The 14,980-nt window shown below is 63.2% G+C and carries 12 protein-coding genes; 3 read left to right on the top strand and 9 right to left on the bottom strand.

All coding sequences use genetic code 11. The annotated features are described in order from the left end of the window. Window positions 1-196: 196 nt before the first annotated feature. From IVB12_RS08495 to IVB12_RS08485, 3 genes are all read right to left on the bottom strand, one after another. Window positions 197-1,432: a CaiB/BaiF CoA-transferase family protein gene (locus IVB12_RS08495; protein WP_247297649.1), complete on the bottom strand. Its 1,236-nt coding sequence runs from the start codon at window positions 1,430-1,432 to the stop codon at window positions 197-199. 1 nt (window position 1,433) lies between these two features. Continuing rightward, window positions 1,434-2,387 carry a hydroxymethylglutaryl-CoA lyase gene (locus IVB12_RS08490; RefSeq protein ID WP_247297646.1) on the bottom strand — a complete coding sequence of 318 codons (954 nt, stop codon included), beginning with the start codon at window positions 2,385-2,387 and terminating at the stop codon, window positions 1,434-1,436. 384 nt (window positions 2,388-2,771) lie between these two features. Then, a complete protein-coding gene (locus IVB12_RS08485) occupies window positions 2,772-3,104 on the bottom strand; it encodes a LysR family transcriptional regulator (RefSeq protein ID WP_247297644.1) in 333 nt (110 codons plus the stop codon). A 527-nt stretch (window positions 3,105-3,631) separates the two neighbouring features. Here IVB12_RS08485 and IVB12_RS08480 point away from each other — a divergent pair. From IVB12_RS08480 to IVB12_RS08470, 3 genes are read left to right on the top strand one after another with little or no spacing between them, the layout of a single operon-like run. Continuing rightward, window positions 3,632-4,651, top strand: coding sequence for a TRAP transporter substrate-binding protein (locus IVB12_RS08480; RefSeq protein ID WP_247297643.1), 1,020 nt, complete (start codon window positions 3,632-3,634; stop codon window positions 4,649-4,651). 16 nt (window positions 4,652-4,667) lie between these two features. Next, window positions 4,668-6,557 carry a TRAP transporter large permease subunit gene (locus tag IVB12_RS08475; RefSeq protein WP_247297640.1) on the top strand — a complete coding sequence of 630 codons (1,890 nt, stop codon included), beginning with the start codon at window positions 4,668-4,670 and terminating at the stop codon, window positions 6,555-6,557. A gap of 20 nt (window positions 6,558-6,577) precedes the next feature. After that, window positions 6,578-8,227, top strand: a complete 1,650-nt coding sequence (locus tag IVB12_RS08470; RefSeq protein WP_247297638.1) for an acyl-CoA synthetase — start codon at window positions 6,578-6,580, stop codon at window positions 8,225-8,227. 63 nt (window positions 8,228-8,290) lie between these two features. Here IVB12_RS08470 and IVB12_RS08465 read toward each other — a convergent pair whose 3' ends face one another. The 6 genes from IVB12_RS08465 to metG form a co-directional block, all read right to left on the bottom strand. Beyond that, the gene (locus tag IVB12_RS08465) at window positions 8,291-9,268 is read right to left on the bottom strand and encodes a TRAP transporter substrate-binding protein (RefSeq protein WP_247297636.1); all 978 of its coding nucleotides are present in this window, start codon (window positions 9,266-9,268) and stop codon (window positions 8,291-8,293) included. A 39-nt stretch (window positions 9,269-9,307) separates the two neighbouring features. Continuing rightward, window positions 9,308-10,621: a TRAP transporter large permease subunit gene (locus IVB12_RS08460; protein WP_247297634.1), complete on the bottom strand. Its 1,314-nt coding sequence runs from the start codon at window positions 10,619-10,621 to the stop codon at window positions 9,308-9,310. A gap of 2 nt (window positions 10,622-10,623) precedes the next feature. Continuing rightward, the gene (locus tag IVB12_RS08455; RefSeq protein ID WP_247297632.1) at window positions 10,624-11,217 is read right to left on the bottom strand and encodes a TRAP transporter small permease; all 594 of its coding nucleotides are present in this window, start codon (window positions 11,215-11,217) and stop codon (window positions 10,624-10,626) included. A gap of 164 nt (window positions 11,218-11,381) precedes the next feature. Then, the gene (locus IVB12_RS08450; protein ID WP_247297631.1) at window positions 11,382-12,179 is read right to left on the bottom strand and encodes an MBL fold metallo-hydrolase; all 798 of its coding nucleotides are present in this window, start codon (window positions 12,177-12,179) and stop codon (window positions 11,382-11,384) included. Window positions 12,180-12,192: 13 nt separating this feature from the next. Continuing rightward, entirely contained in the window at window positions 12,193-12,969 is a 777-nt protein-coding gene (locus IVB12_RS08445; protein ID WP_247297629.1) for a TatD family hydrolase, read from the bottom strand. Window positions 12,970-12,981: 12 nt separating this feature from the next. Then, window positions 12,982-14,958 (bottom strand): methionine--tRNA ligase, encoded by a 1,977-nt coding sequence (gene metG / locus IVB12_RS08440; protein ID WP_247297627.1) that lies wholly within the window; start codon window positions 14,956-14,958, stop codon window positions 12,982-12,984. Between the last annotated feature and the right edge of the window lie 22 nt (window positions 14,959-14,980).

The following is a 14,980-nucleotide window of genomic DNA, read 5'->3' as shown; positions in this document are numbered from 1 at the left end:
TTTTTCGTACGTCTTTGTGCGAGCAACGCGCTTTACCGCGCGAGCACGCCAGGTTGCCGAAAAGGTTCTCCGAATGACGCGAAGAGCACCAGTAGAACTTAGCGATGGGATCGTTCTGGAAGCGAGAAGGCGAGGCGACGTGTGCGCAGCATCAATCCAGACCCCGATGGCCCCATGCGGCAGGCGCTTTGGCCTCTTAGGCAACGTTCTCGTTGCGTGCCGCGACCTGAGCGTCTGGTCGACGCAGAATTCTTTCCTGCACCAAAGCCTCGACTTCGGCCGGAGTCAGGCCCGCCTCCCTAAGGACCTGCTCGCCGTGCTCCGAAATGCCGGGCGGTTGCCGCTCCAACCTTGTTCGTTCCCTGAACTCGCCGAACTCCATGGGCAGGCCGGGCAGGTGCGCGATGAGATGCTTGCCCAAAGCGGAGATCGCAGTTTCGACCAGCCCTCCTGCCGCCAAATGCGGGTCTCGCGGAAGCTCGTCGGGATGCCCCACCTTAGCATAAGGCAGCATGGCCGTATCGCAGGCGGCGAGAACGTCGGCCATTGCCTGCTCGGCAAATAGCCGCTTGAGAACTGGCAGCATCCAGTGGCGGTTGGCGCAGCGATCGGTATTTGATTGCAAGCGCGGATCGCCCCCGAGCTCCGCCAAGCCGAATTGTTTGCAGAACCGACTCCAATGGGCGTCGCTGGTGATGCCTATGAAAACCTGCCCGTCTCGCGTGTCGAAAACGTCGTAGACCCCCCAGGCGTTGGTGCGCGCAGGAAACGGACGCATTGGTTCGCCGGTTACTGCGCCGCCGGCAATGTGGCTCGCCATGAGGAATGCCGCACTCTCGAACAGGGAGGAGCCGACCCGCTTGCCCTGTCCGGTGATCGCGCGCTCATTGATGGCTGCGAGCACGGCAACGACCCCGAAAACGGCGCCGAGAATGTCGATGATCGAAGCGCCGGCCCGTAACGGCTGGCCGGGCGGGCCGGTCATATAGGCGATGCCGCTTTGCATCTGGACCACTTCGTCCAGGGCTCCGCGATGCTCATAGGGACCCTTCAGATATCCCTTCATCGACAGGAAGATCAGGCGCGGGTTGATCTTCGCGAGGTCTTCCCATCGGCAGCCAAGACGCTCGATCGTGCCGGGGCCGAAATTCTCCAGTAGCACGTCTGCACCAGCCACCAGGCGGTGAAGAGCTGCCTGGCCACGGGGTGTTTTCAGATCAAGCGCGATCGAGCGCTTGTTACGATTGAACGTGGCAAAGAATCCCGCGGCGAAGCCGGGCATTCGACGTGTGGAGTCGCCTTCGTAGGGTTCGACTTTGATCACATCGGCGCCGAGATCGGCCAAGATCAGTCCGGCGCCGGGGCCCATAATGGTGTGACCGAAATCCAGAACGCGAATGTTCTGGAGCGGCTTTGCAACATCTGCGGTCATGTCATTGGGTCCCTATTATCTTCGGTCGCCCCGATCTGAGCAGCGCGCTTGGCAGGCGGTGCCCGACGATCTGCTCGGCGAGCCGGGCAACGTCAATGAGCCGGTCAAGATTGATGCCGGTCGGTATGCCGAGTTGTTCGCAGAGGAGCACCAGCTCTTCCGTGGCAATATTGCCGGGCGCTCCGGGTTGCCCGGCAAAGGGGCAGCCTCCCAGGCCGGCGACGGCGGCGTCGAACTTCGATACACCGAGCCGCAGCCCCTCATAAGCCGATGCGATGCCGAGACCCCGTGTATCGTGCAGATGCAGCGACAACTCCAACTCCGGCCAGCGCTCGCGGATAGCGGTGACGGTCTCCTGAATCCTCCTCGGCGTGCACCAGCCCATACTGTCTCCGAGCCCGATGGCGCAAATTCGGGTCCCCGTTTCCTCGGCGATGCCGAGCCCATCCTTGATGGTGGAGATCACCGCGCTGAGCGGCACTTCTCCGGAGAAATTGCATCCGAATGCCGCCATGACGATCACTCGATCAACCGGCACGTTCGCGGCGAGATGAGCCGCCACTGTCGATCTCATGGCTTCAATCTGGCCCTGCCGATCTCGCCGGAGATTCTGCAGAGAGAACGCCTCGGAGGCGCTCAAGGCGATGGCTGCGGCATTCACGAGACGATCGCGATGGGAGAGGGCGCGTTCCATTCCGCGCTCATTGAACCAGAGGGCCGTATAGGCGACGCCCGGAGACGGCGTGAATCCCCGAACGACCGCCTCGGCGTCAGCCCAGCCCGGCACGGCCTTCGGGTTGACGAACGAAGCGACCTGGATCGTCTTGACGCCTGTCTGTGACAAGGCATCGATCAGCTCGATCTTTGCAGCGGTCGAAATTGGCCCGGGCTCGATCTGGAAGCCCTCGCGAGGACCTTCCTCGACGATCTCCACCGAGTTGGGGAAATTGCTCATCTCTCCACGTGCGCTCCCATCGCGTCGGCAGTTTGCCTGCTGTTTGCCACCAGACGATGCTCGCGCCTGCGGAAAGTGACAATTACACCTTTCCTAACGCAGCTATCTCGCGACCAGATAGTTCAACGCGTTGATTTGGCTCGACCCATGCGGGGCATGTCGGGGAGGCCTGTTTCGCCCGAGCCAACCAATGCCGCCGAAGCCGGTATCCGGCTGCATTGCCGTTCAGGGCGCTTACAAAGTCGTGCTCGGCTCAGCTCTGCGTCGCTTTGGCCAGCGACTCCGCTGGCCAGCGTCCGCTGACCACCTCCTGAAAAAACACCTCATTCAGGACGCGGCGCACCTCGGTGAAGGCGCGCGTTTGCGGGTGGTCGGACCGCATGATCAGATTGAGATCTCTTGTAATGGTCGGCTCTGCGTGAGGCCGACCGAAATCGCCCCGGTCGCCTCCTCGGTGAATGCCTTGACGTCGGTCTCCGCCTTCACCACCGCAGCCAGGATCGCAGTGGCATGCTCGTAAAGACGTTCCCCGGCAGGTGTCAGCAATATTCCGCGCGGACGCCGATGTAGGAACTGGACCCCAAGGACGGCCTCTATCTCCGACACGTGATGGCTCAGCGCCGATTGAGCGACGTTCAGGATTTCGGCGGCTCTCGCGAGCGCACCAGCATCCGCAATGGCCACGAAGTATCGAAGTTGTCTGAGGCTCAGAGTCATGTCGATTCCGCCTAGCCAATTTCAGGACCGCGCCTCAGATCCCGACGTTGCGGGCTCCACCTCAACGCTCGAACGATGAGGCCGCTGGGTGAGGGCCCAGCCGAAAAGGACGTCGAGGGCAAGATCTTCGTTGCCCGCAGGCGTTGCCAGAGTCGAGTCCAACCCCTGGAGAACGGTGCCGAGCACAGGCCGGCTCGCCCCATACCCGTAATTCGCATAAGGTATATTATGGAATATTTTTATGTGCAATTTGATCAGTCATTTAGATGAAATTCCTGCCACTGCACCTTCGCTCCAAGCCGTTTTTGGGCTTACGCCGGGCCGCCGTCCCAGCTCTTTGACGGCTACTGTGCATGGGGTTGTTTTCGCATTTTTTTGTGCGGCCATCTCTCCGAAAGCCGATATTGCCGCGACGTTGTCCGGCTGCAATAAGCGAGGCTTCGCGAGATCGCAGATGACCTTCTGACCTGACGTCCGTATAGGTTTGCATCTCAGAACAACAACAAACCTTCCGAGGAAGCAGACCCATGAGCTTTTCCCGACGCACGCTTCTCAAGGCCTCCGCCGCGACCGCGGTCCTGGGCGGCCTCAGTGCGCCCCATGTGGCCCGCGCCCAGAGCGCCGAGTTCACCTACAAATACGCCAACAACCTGCCGGACAGCCATCCGCTGAACGTGCGCGCCAAGGAGATGGCCGCGGCCATCAAGAGCGAGACCAACGGCAAGTTCGACCTCCAGATCTTCCCGAACAACCAGCTCGGGTCCGACACCGACATGCTGAGCCAGATCCGCTCCGGCGGCGTCGAGTTCTTCACGCTGTCGGGGCTGATCCTCTCGACCCTGGTGCCGGCCGCGTCCATCAACGGCATCGGCTTCGCGTTCCCGGACTACGGCACGGTCTGGAAGGCCATGGATGGAGACCTCGGCGCCTTCGTCCGCGGCGAGATCAAGAAGGCCGGGCTCGAGGTCATGGACAAGATCTGGGACAACGGCTTCCGCCAGACCACATCGTCGACCAAGCCGATCGCCGGTCCGGACGATCTCAAGGGCTTCAAAATCCGCGTGCCGGTGTCGCCGCTATGGACCTCGATGTTCAAGGCATTCGACGCAGCGCCCGCCTCGATCAATTTCGCCGAGGTCTATTCGGCGCTCCAGACCAAGATCGTCGAGGGCCAGGAGAACCCGCTGGCGATCATCTCGACCGCAAAGCTGTACGAGGTGCAGAAGTACTGCTCGCTGACCAACCACATGTGGGACGGCTTCTGGTTCCTGGCCAACCGCCGTGCCTGGGAAAAACTGCCGCAGGACGTGCGCACTGTCGTCGCCAAGAACATCAACGCCGCCGCCGTCAAGGAGCGTGAGGATACCGCCAAGCTCAACGCCAATCTCCAGCAGGAGCTGGCGGGCAAGGGCCTGACCTTCAACCAGCCGGCGGTGGCCCCGTTCCGCGACAAGCTGCGGTCCGCCGGCTTCTATGCCGAATGGAAGGGCAAGTACGGCGATCAAGCCTGGGACCTCCTGGAAAAAGCCGTGGGCAAGCTGTCGTAACGCGTTAGGCCGCGTCATGGCTCATGTCGAAGTCGAGGTGATCGAAGTGGCGGGCGAGGCGACTGTTCAGTCCCCTCGCCGACCTTCGTTGCTGGCTTCGCTGGAGCGCACACTTGGCCTTCTTGTGGAGATCCCGGCGGCGATCCTGGTCATCGCCGAGATCGTGATCCTGTTTGCCGGCGTGGTTGCGCGCTACGGGCTGCATCGGCCGCTGATCTGGTCAGACGAGCTCGCCTCGATCCTGTTCCTGTGGCTCGCCATGCTGGGCGCGGCAGTCGCGTTCCGCCGCTCCGAGCACATGCGCATGACCGCGGTCGTCGCCAGTGCCCGGCCCGCGTTGCGGACCTATCTCGATCTGGTCGCGACATCGGCCGCGCTGGCGTTCCTCGTGCTGATCGTCTGGCCGTCCTGCGACTATGCCTACGAAGAGAGCTACATCACCACACCGGCGCTCCAGATCTCGAATATGTGGCGCGCTGCGGCGCTGCCGGCCGGCATCAGCCTGATGGCGGCGTTCGCCTTGCTGCGGCTGCTGCGCGCCGCCGATTACCGGATGGTCGCGGCCGCCGTGCTGTCGGTTGCAGTCCTGATCGGCGCATTCTGGCTGGCGGAGCCGTCGCTGCGCCCCCTCGGCAATCTCAACCTCGTCATCTTCTTCGTCGGCGTTGCCGGCTTCTGCGTCTTTGCCGGCGTTCCCATTGCGTTCGGGTTTGGCCTTGCGATCTTCGGCTATCTGGCGCTGACCACGCGCACGCCGGTGATGGTGCTGGTCGGGCGGATGGACGAGGGCATGAGCCACCTCATCCTACTCTCGGTGCCGCTCTTCGTCTTTCTGGGGCTGCTAATCGAGATGACCGGCATGGCGCGGGCCATGGTGGCGTTCCTGGCGAGCCTGCTCGGGCATGTCCGCGGCGGCCTGCATTATGTACTGGTCGGCGCCATGTACCTGGTCTCCGGCATCTCCGGCGCCAAGGCCGCCGACATGGCCGCGGTCGCACCGGTGCTGTTCCCGGAGATGAAGCAGCGCGGCGCCAAGCCCGGCGACCTCGTCGCGCTCCTTGCGGCGACGGGGGCCCAGACGGAGACCATTCCACCGAGCCTCGTGCTGATCACGATCGGCTCGGTCACGGGCGTGTCGATCGCCGCCCTCTTTACCGGCGGTCTATTGCCCGGCGTGGTGCTGGCGATCACGCTCTGCATGCTGGTGTGGTGGCGCTACCGCCACGAGGACATGAGCCACGTCCGCCGCGCCAAGGCATCCGAGATCGGCAGGACCTTCATCATCGCCCTGCCCGCGCTCGCGCTGCCCTTCGTGATCCGCTACGCCGTGGTCGAGGGCATCGCGACCGCCACCGAGGTCTCCACCATCGGCATCGTCTACGGCGCCCTGGTCGGCGTTCTAGTGTACCGCCGCTTCGACTGGCGGCGGTTGTTTCCAATGCTGGTCGAGACCGCAGCGTTGTCGGGCGCAATCCTGCTGATCATCGGCACCGCGACCGGTATGGCGTGGGGCCTGACCCAATCCGGCTTCTCGCGCTCGCTGGCGGCGGCCATGACGGGATTGCCCGGCGGGGCGGCGACCTTCATCGCCGTCTCAATCCTGGCCTTCACCATTCTCGGCAGCGTGCTGGAGGGCATCCCTGCGATCGTGCTGTTCGGGCCGCTGCTGTTCCCGATCGCCCGCGCCGTCGGCGTGCACGAGGTGCACTATGCGATGGTGATCATTCTCGCCATGGGTATCGGGCTATTCGCCCCACCCTTCGGCGTCGGCTATTATGCCGCCTGCGCCATTGGACGCGTCGACCCGGCCGAAGGCATCAGGCCGATCTGGGGCTATCTGCTGGCGCTGCTGGTGGGATTGATCATCGTCGCGATCTTCCCCTGGATATCGATCGGATTCCTTTGAGGCGTTTTCAGGAGGTGTCGATGAGTAAGCGGCAGAACAAGTACGATATCGGCCTCGACAAGACCCCCGCCAATTATGTGCCCCTGAGCCCGTTGAGCTTCCTCGCGCGAAGCTCCGCCGTCTATCCCGATCACGTCAGCACTGTCTATGAGGGCCGCAGCTTCACCTGGGCGCAGACGCACGAGCGCTGCCGGCGCTTTGCCTCTTATCTGGCGGGCAAGGGCATCGGCGTCGGTGACACCGTTGCTGCAATGCTGCCGAACGTTCCGGCGATGAACGAGGCGCACTTCGCCGTCCCCATGACGGGCGCCGTGCTCAATGCGCTCAACATCCGCCTCGATGCGCCTTCCATCGCGTTTCAGCTCGACCATGGCGGGGCCAACATCATCCTGGTTGACCCGGAATTCTCCGGTGTCATCAGTGACGCACTCGCACAGATGACCGGGCCAAAGCCGTTCGTGATCGATGTCGACGATGCCGCCTTCAAGGGCGGCAAGCGCATCGGCGAGATCGAGTACGAGGACGCCGTCGCGCAAGGCGATCCGAACTTCGAGGCCGTCCTGCCCACCGACGAATGGGATGCGATCGCGCTGAGCTACACCTCGGGCACCACGGGAAATCCCAAGGGCGTCGTCACCCATCATCGCGGCGCGTATCTGAATGCCGTCAGCAACATCCTGGCCGGCAATCTCGGTCAGCACCCGGTGTATCTCTGGACGCTGCCGATGTTCCATTGCAACGGTTGGTGCTTCCCCTGGACCATCGCTGCCTCGGCCGGCACCAATGTCTGCCTGCGCAAGGTCGAGCCGACCAAAATCTTCGAGCTGATCAGGCAGCACGGCGTCACCCACATGTGCGGCGCGCCGATCGTCTACAACACGCTGATCAATGCGCCCGACGCGCCAAAGGGCGAGGCCGCGCGCCGCGTCGTCGGCCTGATCGCAGGTGCGGCGCCACCCGTCGCCGTGCTCGAAGGCGCCGAAAGCATCGGCATCAAGCTGACGCATGTCTACGGGCTGACCGAGGTCTACGGCCCCGCCTCCGTCTGCGCCGAGCAGCCCGGGTGGGACGAGCTTCCGCCCGCCGAACGCGCGCGCATGAAGCGCCGGCAAGGCGTGCCCTACCCGCTTCAGGAAGCCGTCACCGTCATCAATCCGCAGACGATGCAAGAGGTGCCGCGCGACGGCGAGACCATCGGCGAGGTCATGTTCCGCGGCAACATCGTGATGAAGGGCTACCTCAAGAACGAGAAGGCGACCAAGGAAGCCTTCGAGGGCGGCTGGTTTCACACCGGCGACCTCGGCGTGCTCGACGAGCACGGCTACGTCATCATCAAGGACCGTTCCAAGGATATTATCATCTCCGGCGGCGAGAACATCTCATCCGTCGAGGTCGAGGACATCCTCTACAAGCACCCAGCCGTGCTGTTCGCCGCCGTGGTTGCCAAGCCCGATCCGAAATGGGGCGAGGTGCCCTGCGCCTTCGTCGAGCTGAAGGACGGCGCCAGCGCGAGCGAGGCTGACATCATCGCGTTCTGCCGCTCGCAGATGAGTGGCTTCAAGACGCCGAAGGCCGTCGTGTTCGGACCGATCCCGAAGACCTCGACCGGCAAGATCCAAAAATTCCTGCTGCGCAACGAGGTCGGATCAGCCAAGGCGATCTCGGCCTGAGGCTGACTGTGGAAGACCTTCCGCCCGCACACCTGAAGGTGGCGGGCGGAAGCTTCGCGGTCGTCACATCTTCTTGTAGGCGTCGACGATCGCCTGCCCGTCAGCGCCGGCCTTCTTGAGCCAATCGGCGGTCAGCTGTTCGCCGATCTTCTGGAAGCCGGCCTTCAGTGCCGGGCTCGGCGGCTCGACATTCATGCCTTTCGCCTTGAGCTGATCGAGATACCAGCTGCTCTTGTCTTGCCAGGCCTTCCACCCGCGGGTTTCCGCCGTCGCAGCCGCCTTGAGGATCGCCTCCTGCGTCGGCTTGTCGAGCGCCTCGAACGCGGCCTTGTTGACAAAGGTGTAGTCCTTCGGAATCCAGGCCTGCACGTCGTAAAAGTATTTGAGCGACTCCCAGGCCTTCGCATCGTAACCCGTGCCGCCCGACGACATGAAGGAGTTCACCACGCCGGTCGCAAGTGCCTGCGGCAGTTCGGCAGCCTGGATCGTGACCGATTGTGCGCCGACCAACTCGCCGATGCGCGCGGTGCCGACATTATAGGCGCGCCACTTCAAGCCTTTCATGTCTTCGATCGTCGCGAGCGGCTTGTTGACGTAGACGCCCTGCGGCGCCCACGGCACGGCGAACAGCAGCTTGAGGCCCTGCGCATCGAGCTTCTTGGCGATCGCGGCCTTGGAGGCCTGATACAGCTTCATCGCGTCAGGGAAGCTGGTCGCGAGGAACGGCACGACGTCGACGCCGAAGAGCGGGTCCTCGTTCTCGTGGATCGACAGCAGCACCTCACCCATCTGCGCCTGCCCGGTCACCACCGCGCGCTTGATGTCGGGCGCCTTGAACAGTGAGGCCCCCGGATGAACGGTGATCTGGAGCTTGCCGGACGTGGCGGCCTCGACGTCCTTGGCGAAGGCGATCAGATTTTCGGAGTGCGGATTGTCGGCAGGATAGGCTGCCGGCAAATTCCATTTGGTCTGGGCCAAAGCAGGTGCCGCGGCCATCACGACGCCGGCGATCAGGGACGCGCGGACTAAACGAGACATCATCGGGCTTCTCCTTAAGGTCAATCTGAAAAACGGGTATGCTCAGTCTGGAAAAGCAAGCTTCGGCAAGAACATCACGATCTGCGGATACTCCGTGATGATGAACACGGCGGCCAGCAGCAGGACGAAGAATGGGAAGGCCGCCCGTGCAACGGTGAACGTATCGCGGCCGCTCATGTTCTGGAGCACGAACAGATTGAAGCCGACCGGCGGCGTGATCTGCGCCATCTCGACGTGGATGATGAGATAGACGCCGAACCAGACCAGATCGAGGCCCGCCTGCCTGACCATGGGCAGTACGATGACGGCGGTCAGGACGATCATCGAGATGCCGTCGATTAGGCATCCCAGGATGATGTACATGATGCTGAGATAGAGGGCGAGCATGCCGGGTGTGAGCTGCTGCCCCTGGACCCAGGTGGCGAGCGCCGCCGGAATACCCGTATAGGCCATCGCAGCTGTCGTATAGGCCGCGCCTGCCAGGATCAACATGATCATGCAGGTCAGGCGCGTCGCGCTCATGATGCTCTCGAGGAAGTTCTTGCGCGTGAGCGTGCCGCTCCACCACGCCAGCAGCAGCGCGCCTGAGACACCCCACGCCGCGCATTCCGTCGCCGTCGCGAAGCCGAGCACGAGGGACAGGAAGACCGCCAGGATCAGCAGCAGGCAGGGCGCCAGCTTGGCCGACTCGCGGAGCTTCTGCCGGAACGGCATCGGCGGATCGCGCGGGGGAATTTTCTTTGGGTTGAGCAGCGACCAGATGATGATGTAGCCGGAATAGAGCACAATCACGAGCACGCCCGGCAGGAAGCCGCCGAGAAACACCTGGAGCACGGAGACGTTCGCCGTGACCGCATAGACCACCATCGGAATCGAGGGCGGAATCAAGAGGCCGAGCGTGCCGGAGCCCGCGAGCGATCCGAGGCTCAGACCCTTGTCGTAGCCACGCTTGTCGAGCTCCGGCAATGCGATCTTGCCGATGGTCGCACAGGTCGCGGCCGACGAGCCCGACACCGCCGCGAAGATGCCGCAGCCGATCACATTCACATGCGTCAGCCGTCCCGGCAGCCACTGCACCCAAGGCGACAGACCGCGGAACATCTCTTCCGACAATTTTGTCCGGAAAAGTATCTCTCCCATCCAGATGAACAGCGGCAGTGCAGCCAGCGTCCAGGACGCGCTCGCGCTCCAGGTCGTGGTGGCGAGCACGGTACCGAGCGGCAAACTCGTCGTCAGCGCCATCGCCACAAAGCCGACGAGCCCGAGCGAGACCGCGATCCAGACGCCGCTGCCGAGCAGCAGGATCATGACGCCGAGCAGGATGAACGACAGCTCGATCATGCCGAGATTGGCCATGCTCAACCTCCGCCGCCCTGCGAGATGCGCTCGATGAATTCGTCGGGCGTCTCGTCCGGCGAGCCCTTCTCGTAGCTCGGCCGGTTGCCGCCGACGACATTGACCATTTCATCGATCAGCGCGATCGACAGGATCGCAAGGCCGCCGGCAAAGCCGAGCTGCGGAATCCAGAGCGGAAGCGCGACGACGCCCTGCGCCACGTCGTTGAAGCGCCAGGAATCGTAGGTCATCTGCACGGCATGCCAGGTGAAATAGAGGATGAATGCCGCGGCAATGCCGAGCGCAACGATCTCGGCCACCTGCTTGGTCCGCCCGTGCAGGCGCTCCAGCAGCAGGCCGACCCGGATCATCTCTCCGCGCTTGAAAGTGTGCGCGAGTCCGAGGAAAGCCATCGCGGCCATGCACCAGGACGCGAAATCGTCGCCGGCGGGAATGTTGATCGCAAACTGACGCCCGACCGACATGACCATCATGATTGCAAAGATCGCAACCAGGAAGACGCCCGCGGCGTAGCCCGCGCCGAGATAAAGGAGGTCCAGAGCGCGTCGCACCAGTCCTCGAGTCGCTAGATCGTCCGCTGCCAACGCAATCCCCATCTTCACACGAGGCGATTCAACCGACCCCGGCGATTGCACGTCAGGTGCTGGTCCTGCTTGAATATCGCCCAGTCCAACGCCTGTCTTTCAGACGTTAGATCAACATGATGGGGCCGGCGCAAGCAAGGTATATGCCGGCTGGCAGGAGAATTTCCACCGCGGGTTTAGTGCGTCTCCAGCCGCAGCCCGTCATAGGCCGGCACCACGCCCGCGGGCAGCGACTGCCTGATGACCTCGTAATCAACGTCAGCGGTCATGTTGGTGATGACCGCGCGCTTCGCCTTGAAACGTTCGATCCACGACAGCGCATCGTTGATGCTGAAATGGCTGACATGACTGGTGTAGCGCAGGCCGTCGACGATCCAGAGGTCCAGATTTTCCAATGCGCCCCAGCTCTCGCGCGGGATGTCGTTGAGGTCGGGTGTGTAGGCGGCATCCCCGATGCGGTAGCCGAGCGCGGGAATATTGCCGTGCTGCACCAGGAAGGCGGTCATCGTCACCGCGCCGCCCTTCCCCAAAATCGTCTGACTTTCGCCCGCCTCGATCGAATGCCGCGTCAGGATCGGCGGATAGTCGCTGCCCTCCGGCGAGATGAAGCAGTAGGAGAACCGCGACAGGATGTCCTTCGCTGTCGACTGGTTGAAGTAGGTCGGGATGCGCCGTCGCATGTGCATGACCACCGAACGCAGATCATCCATGCCGTGGGTCTGGTCGGCATGCTCGTGGGTCAAGAACACGGCATCGATGTGGTCGACGTTGGTCGAAAGCAATTGCTCGCGCAGGTCCGGCGAGGTGTCGATCAAGATGCGTGTGGTGCCGTGCTCGGACGTTCGTTCGACCAGCAGCGAGCAGCGGAGACGGCGGTTCTTGGGGTTGTTGGGATCGCAGGCGCCCCAGCCGAGCGCCGGGCGCGGCACGCCGGCGGAGGAGCCGCAGCCCAGGATCGTCAGCGTCAGTGTCATGCGGCTCCCAGTCTCAAGCTTTCACCTTCGAGAATAGACGGAAGAAGTTTTCGGTGGTCTGGCGCGAGATTTCCTCGGTCGACACGCTGCGTGTCTCGGCGAGCACCTTTGCGACTTCGACCACATAGGCCGGTTCGTTGCGTTTGCCCCGGAATTTTCCCGGTGCAAGATAAGGCGAGTCCGTCTCAACCAGAATACGATCGGGCGGCAGTTCGGCCGCAAGCGCGCGCAGGGATTCCGACTTCTTGAAGGTCAGGATACCCGTGAAGCCGATATACAGCCCGAGCGAGACCGCCTTCAGCGCCAGCTCGCGCCCGCCGGTGTAACAATGCAGCACCGCGCGAAACGATCCGCGTGCGGCCTCATCCTCCAGGATGCTGGCACAGTCCTCGTCCGCCTCGCGGGTGTGGATCACCAGCGGCAGGCCGGTAGCGCGGGCGGCGGCGATGTGGGCGCGAAAGCCTCTCGCCTGCGCCTCCGGTGAGCTGTTGTCGTAGAAATAATCGAGCCCGGCTTCACCGAGCGCGACGACCTTGGGATGCTGCGTCAGCGCGATCAGCTCGTCCGACGCGATGCCGTCCTCCTCATCCGCATTGTGCGGGTGAGTGCCGACCGAGCAATAGACATCGTCGTAGCGCTCGGCGATGGCGACAAGATCGTTCAGCTTCCGCACCCGCGTGGAGATCGTGACCATGCGTTTGACGCCGGCTGCACGCGCACGCGACACGATCCCGTCGAGATCTTCCGCGAAGTCCGGAAAATCCAGGTGGCAATGACTGTCGACCAGCATCGCGCGTCCGCCTCAGGCCGCCGGCTCGACGTAGCGCGGGAACGCCGGTTTCGGCGCCGGCAGCGTCGAGCCCGGCGCGATGCGCGAGGTGCCACCCAGGGCGGCGAAGCTGCGCTCGGCTTCCGGGATGCCGAGGCTGTCGAGCAGCAATCCCGAGGCGGTCGGCATCGCCGGCTGCGTCAGAATCGCGATCTGGCGCACGACTTCCGCAGTGACGTAAAGCACCGTCTTCTGCCTGGCGGGATCGGTCTTGGCGAGCGCCCACGGCGCCTCGCCCGCGAAATAGCGGTTGGTCTCCGCCACCACGGCCCACACGGCGTTGAGCCATTGGTGGATCTGCTGCGTCGCCATGGCTTCACGCGACGTGGCGATCATGCCGTCGGCCATCGCCAAGATTGCGTTGTCGTTGTCGCTGAACTCGCCGGGCTCCGGCAGCACGCCCCCGAGCTGCCTGGCGATCATCGACAGCGAGCGCTGCGCAAGGTTGCCGAGATCGTTGGCGAGATCGGCGTTAATGCGCGCGACGATGGCCTCGTGATTGTAGTTGCCGTCCTGGCCGAACGGCACCTCGCGCAGGAAGAAATAGCGCATCTGATCGACGCCATACTGGTCGGCGAGGTTGAAGGGATCGACGACGTTGCCGACCGACTTCGACATCTTCTCGCCCCTGTTGAACAGGAAGCCGTGGGCATAGATCCGCTTCGGCAGCGGAATGCCCGCGGACATCAGGAACGCCGGCCAATACACCGCATGGAAACGGATGATGTCCTTGCCGATGATGTGCACGTCGGCCGGCCAGTAGCGCCAGTTTTCGTCGCTCTCGTCGGGGAAGCCTACGCCGGTGATGTAATTGGTCAGCGCGTCGACCCAGACATACATCACGTGCTCTTCATCGCCGGGCACCTTGACGCCCCAGTCGAAGGTCGTGCGCGAGATCGAGAGATCGCGCAGGCCACCTCTGACAAAGCTCACCACCTCGTTCCTGCGGGAGTCCGGCCCGATGAAATCGGGATGGTCCGCATAAAGCTTGAGCAGCTTGTCCTGGTACGCTGACAGGCGAAAGAAATAGCTCTTCTCCTCAACCCATTCGACCGGCGTGCCCTGCGGTCCGAGCCGCAACCCATCATCGTTCAGGCGCGTCTCGTCCTCGGCGTAATACGCCTCGTCACGGACCGAGTACCAGCCCGAATAGGTGTCGGCATAGATGTCGCCGTTCGCTTCCATGCGCCGCCAGATCTCCTGGCTGGAGCGATGATGCTGCTCCTCGGTGGTGCGGATGAAGCGGTCGAACGACACGTTCAGGCGCTCGTCCATCTCCTTGAAGCGGCCGGCATTGCGGGTCGCGAGCGCGGACACGGACATGTTTTCACCGGCCGCCGTCTGCACCATTTTTTGGCCGTGCTCGTCGGTGCCGGTCAGGAAGAACACGTCCTTGCCATCGAGCCGCGCAAAGCGCGCCAGCACGTCGGTCGCGATCGCCTCATAGGCGTGGCCGATATGCGGGCTGCCGTTGGGATAGGCGATGGCGGTCGTGATGTAGAAGACGTTATCGCGCGCGGGGGTGGCAACGGGCGCGGCCGTTTGTGGCGCTGCGACGGGCTTTGGCGCGCGCGGCGCCTTCGGCTTGGCAGCTTTTTGCGGGGCGGCGACAGGAGCTGGCGCGGCGATCACGGCAGGCGCAGTCACCCTCGCCTTCTTGGCTACGTTTTTCGCCGGAGCATTGGCCGGCGCTTTGGCCGGCGCTTTGACGGCGGTTTTCTTCGAAGCCTTGTTGGTGGCGACCTGCTTCTTCGCCGCCCGGCCGGCCTTCTTTGCCGTCTTCGCTGCGCTCTTCTTCACGGCTTTTTTGGCGGCAACCTTTTTGGTCTTCTTGACCGTCTTGGCACCTTTGCGCGCACGCGCCTTCACAGCCTTCTTCGTGGCTTTCTTGACGGCTTTCTTCGCAGCCTTCTTCTTGCCCTTGGCGGTTTTTTTAGCTCGCGTTGCCACCACGAATTCCTTTACCGGCTTC

The organism is Bradyrhizobium sp. 179 (assembly GCF_023073535.1).
GTDB lineage: Bacteria > Pseudomonadota > Alphaproteobacteria > Rhizobiales > Xanthobacteraceae > Bradyrhizobium.
Note: the sequence above shows the minus strand (reverse complement) of the source record. Positions and strands in the feature narration are given on the sequence as shown.